The 4,037-nt window shown below is 63.5% G+C and carries 3 protein-coding genes; all 3 read left to right on the top strand.

Translation table 11 applies throughout. The features are described 5' to 3' along the window. A partial coding sequence (locus VFE81_RS12155; protein ID WP_325044825.1) for a methyl-accepting chemotaxis protein occupies positions 1-1,114 on the top strand: 1,114 nt, incomplete at its 5' end. A gap of 525 nt (positions 1,115-1,639) precedes the next feature. Next, entirely contained in the window at positions 1,640-3,412 is a 1,773-nt protein-coding gene (locus tag VFE81_RS12150) for a penicillin-binding protein 2 (protein ID WP_325044824.1), read from the top strand. Positions 3,413-3,599: 187 nt separating this feature from the next. Beyond that, positions 3,600-4,037, top strand: a 438-nt coding sequence (locus tag VFE81_RS12145; RefSeq protein WP_325044823.1) for a catalase, incomplete at its 3' end; no start/stop codon positions are given.

Raw genomic sequence — 4,037 nt, 5'->3', positions numbered from 1 at the left:
CAAGCCCGGCAGCGATAAACCCGTGGCGAAAACCAGCTTCTCGCTCCACTTCGCGCCGTGGGACTGGTATCTCGTCACCGGCATGTACATGGACGACGTGCAGCGCGCGTTTTACGCCAATCTGTTGCGCTGGCTCGTCATCACCCTGACGCTCGGCGCGATTGCCACCGTCGTCATGCTGCTGGTGTTGCGCAGCATCCGACGCACGCTCGGAGGCGATCTCGAAGTCGCCGTCGAAGCCGCGCAACTCATGGCGCGCGGCGATCTCGCCACCCGCGTGCCGGTGCACACGAACGACACCGGCAGTCTGCTGCACGCCCTCCACACCATGCAGGCCGGTCTCGTCGATACGGTTTCGCGCGTGCGGCTCGGCACCGAAAACATCAATATCGGCGCGACCGAAATCGCCGCCGGCAACACGGATCTGTCGCAGCGCACCGAGGAACAGGCCGCGGCGCTCGTCGAAACGGCGTCGAGCATGGATCAGATGACGGTCAACGTGAAGCAGAACGCGGACAGCGCGCTGCAAGCAGCGCAACTCGCCGGTCAGGCTGCGGATGTGGCCACGCGCGGCAGCCGCGTGGTCGACGACGTGGTCCGCACAATGGGCGAAATCACCAGCAGCTCACGGCAGATCGGCGACATCATCGGCGTGATCGACGGCATCGCGTTCCAGACCAACATCCTCGCGCTCAATGCCGCCGTCGAAGCGGCCCGCGCGGGCGAACAGGGGCGCGGCTTCGCAGTGGTCGCAGCAGAAGTGCGCAGTCTCGCGCAGCGCTCGGCCACGGCCGCGAAGGAAATCAAGGCGTTGATCGAGACGTCCACCCATACCGTCGAAGCGGGCGCGTCGCTGGTCGCCAATGCCGGCTCAACCATGGGCGAGATCGTGCAGTCGGTGCGCCGCGTCAACGAAATCCTCGAGGAGATCAGCAACGCGTCGCGCGAACAGAGCGCCGGTATCGAACAGGTTAATCGCGCAGTCGGCGAAATGGATCAGGTCACGCAGCAAAATGCGGCGCTCGTCGAAGAAGCCGCCGCCGCGGCCCATTCGCTGAAGGACCAGGTGGGCGTGCTGCGCGAGGCGATCTCAAGCTTCGCTTTGCCGGCCTGAGGCTGTCGGCACTTTTCTGGCGGCGGGACGTCAGGAGAAGACAGACAGAAGAAAGAAGGCGCTCGACAGGCAGAGAGCGCCTCTTTAACACGCCGCGTCGGAGTCGACGCATTAATCGAACGAACCAGCCGCGCGGATTTTTCAAGTCCGCGCGGCTTTTTTGTGGCTGCTGTGCCTGTGCCTGTGGCTATGTCTGCCTCTGCGTCGCCTGCGGCGGCGGCCTCTGCGCCGACACAGTGTGCGACGTACTCCCCGCTCACTATCCGCTTGCATGGTCCTCGCATCCAGATTACGTTCTGATTACAATCTGGGCAGCGCCAGCTTCGCGGTACGCATGCCGGCCATGCGGTTTCATCGGCAACTCAATATATTCACCGCCGCCGATTCGGGCGGCGCAAGCTAATCCCGCTGCACGCCACGCGCGTGCGGCATTCACTCGAGGAGCACACTCGACAGTCACGCGCAACAAGCCTCCGGCGTTGCCGGTTTCAGCTCGCCACGCACCACTGTTCGTTATCCGCACTCATGATCCAAAAGAAGAAATCGCAGTCGCACGATCCGTACGCGCCCATCGCGAAGAACCAGCTGCTGACCGCGCGCTTACCGATGTGGCGTTCGAAACTTGTCGTCCTGCTGGTGTTCGGCGCGTTCGCGTCGCTGGCGGGGCGCGCGTTCTGGGTGCAGGTGGTCAATCAGGATTTCTACGTCGATCAGGGGCAAAAACGCTATCAGCGCACCATCGAACTCGATGCGACGCGCGGGCGCATCGTCGACCGCAATGGCTCGCTGCTCGCCGTCAGCCTCGCGACTTACGAGATCTGGGCCTCGCCCAAACTGCTCGACGAAGCGGCGTTCGCGCCGCTTTCGAAGCTGCTCGACCTGCCCTTGGCGGAACTGCGTCGACGTCTGAACGGCGACAAAACCTTCGTGCTACTCAAGCGCCAGGTGGATGCCGATACCGCCGATCACGTCAACAAACTGGGTCTCGCCGGCATCACGCAGATCGCGGATTCGAAGCGCTTTTACCCCGAAGGAGAATCGGCGGCGCACGTGGTCGGCTTCACGGATATCGAGGACAACGGTCAGGAAGGCGTCGAACTCGCCGCCAACGAACAACTGCTCGGCGTGCCCGGTCAGCGCGAAGTGATCCGCGACCGCCTGGGCCGGGTGGTATCCGAAACCCGACCGCTCATGCCCGCGCAGAACGGCGACACCATCCATCTAACGATCGACCGCCGCATCCAGCAGCTCGCCTACGCGCAACTGAAGGACGCCATTGCCAAACATCACGCCGAAGCCGGCAGCGTGGTCGTGCTCGATGCACGGAACGGCGAGATTCTCGCGCTCGCCAACTATCCGAGCTTCGATCCGAACGACCGCGCTCGTCTCACCGGGCGGCAACTGCGTAATCGCGCGGTAGTCGACACCTTCGAGCCGGGCTCGACGATCAAGCCGGTAGTCGTCGCGCTCTCAATCGACGAAGGCAAGGTGCGACCGCAAAGCGTCATCAATACCGCGCCGGGCTGGTACAAGATCGGCCCGGCCGTGATTCACGACACGTCGAATCACGGTGCGATGACCGTTGCCGAAGCCGTGCAGAAGTCGAGCAATATCGCGCTCGCCAAGCTCGCACTGAACCTGCCCGCCGAAACGATCTGGAACAAGTATCAGGAATACGGGCTCGGCTTGAGGCCGGAGCTGACCTTTCCGGGCGTAGCGTCGGGCAAGGTGCGCCCGTACAAACGCTGGCGTCCGATCGAACAGGCCACTATGGCGTACGGCTACGGCCTGTCTACTTCGCTGTTGCAGATGGCGCAGGTGTACACGGCCTATGCAGGCGACGGCACCCTGCATCCCGTGAGTTTGTTGCACAAAGACAGAGATGCGGACAGGAACGCGGGTGCGGGTGCGGGTGCGGGTGCGGGTGCGGGTGACGCGGCGCAGGCCATCGGCAAGGGTCATGCTGTCACGACGCCCACCACCGCGCGCGCGATCCGCTCGATGCTCGAAATGGCGACCGGCCCTGGTGGCACAGGGCGTGCAGCGGCAGTGGAAGGCTACCGGATCGGCGGCAAAACCGGCACGGCGCGCAAGCAGGTCGGCGCGACTTACGCGAAAAACCGTTACCGCGCCCTGTTTGTCGGCATGGCGCCGATGAGCGACCCACGGCTGATCGTCGCCGTCATGATCGACGACCCGGCCGGCAAGGCCTTCTATGGAGGGACGGTGGCCGGCCCGGTGTTCGGTGCGGTAACCGGTGGCGCACTGCAATTGCTCGGCGTGCCGCCGGATGCGTAAAGGGCCGTGAAAGGGTGCAATGCACCCTGCATGACTCGTTTATTGTCTTCAAAGTTTCATCGAGCGGCGCGGCGCAAGCCTTGCTAGACTAGCCCTCGCGCTGCACGAACTGGCACCCAGCGTCTCGTTGCGCATCGGCCGCTACGACGGCCGGCGCATTCCCCCGCAAGCAGGCCAAGGAATAGCCATGACGAATCGAACGTTGACGACCGCGGCCGGTGCGCCGGTCGGCGATAACCAGAACTCCGAAACTGTCGGCCCGCGCGGCCCGATCACACTGCAAGACTTCTGGCTGATCGAAAAACTCGCTCACTTCGACCGCGAAGTCATTCCAGAACGCCGCGTGCACGCCAAAGGCTCAGGCGCATTCGGCACGCTCACCGTCACGCACGACATCACCCGCTACAGCAAAGCCAAAGTCTTCGAAGTCGGCAAGGTCACGCCGACGTTCATGCGCTTCTCGACCGTCGCGGGCGAACGCGGCGCGGCAGATGCAGAGCGCGACGTGCGCGGCTTCTCGATCAAGTTCTATACGGAAGAAGGCAACTGGGACATCGTCGGCAATAACACGCCGGTGTTTTTCATCCGCGATCCGCTCAAGTTCCCCGATTTCATTCACACGCAA

This window comes from Paraburkholderia sp. (assembly GCF_035656215.1).
Classification (GTDB): Bacteria; Pseudomonadota; Gammaproteobacteria; order Burkholderiales; family Burkholderiaceae; genus Paraburkholderia.
The sequence above is the reverse complement of the archived record's forward strand: the minus strand, read 5'-3'. Positions and strand labels throughout refer to the sequence as shown.

What these genes read in the sequence shown, in the direction of transcription:
- VFE81_RS12150 (WP_325044824.1), top strand. Translation starts at nt 1,640, where the DNA reads ATGATCCAAAAGAAGAAATCGCAGTCGCACGATCCGTACGCGCCCATC.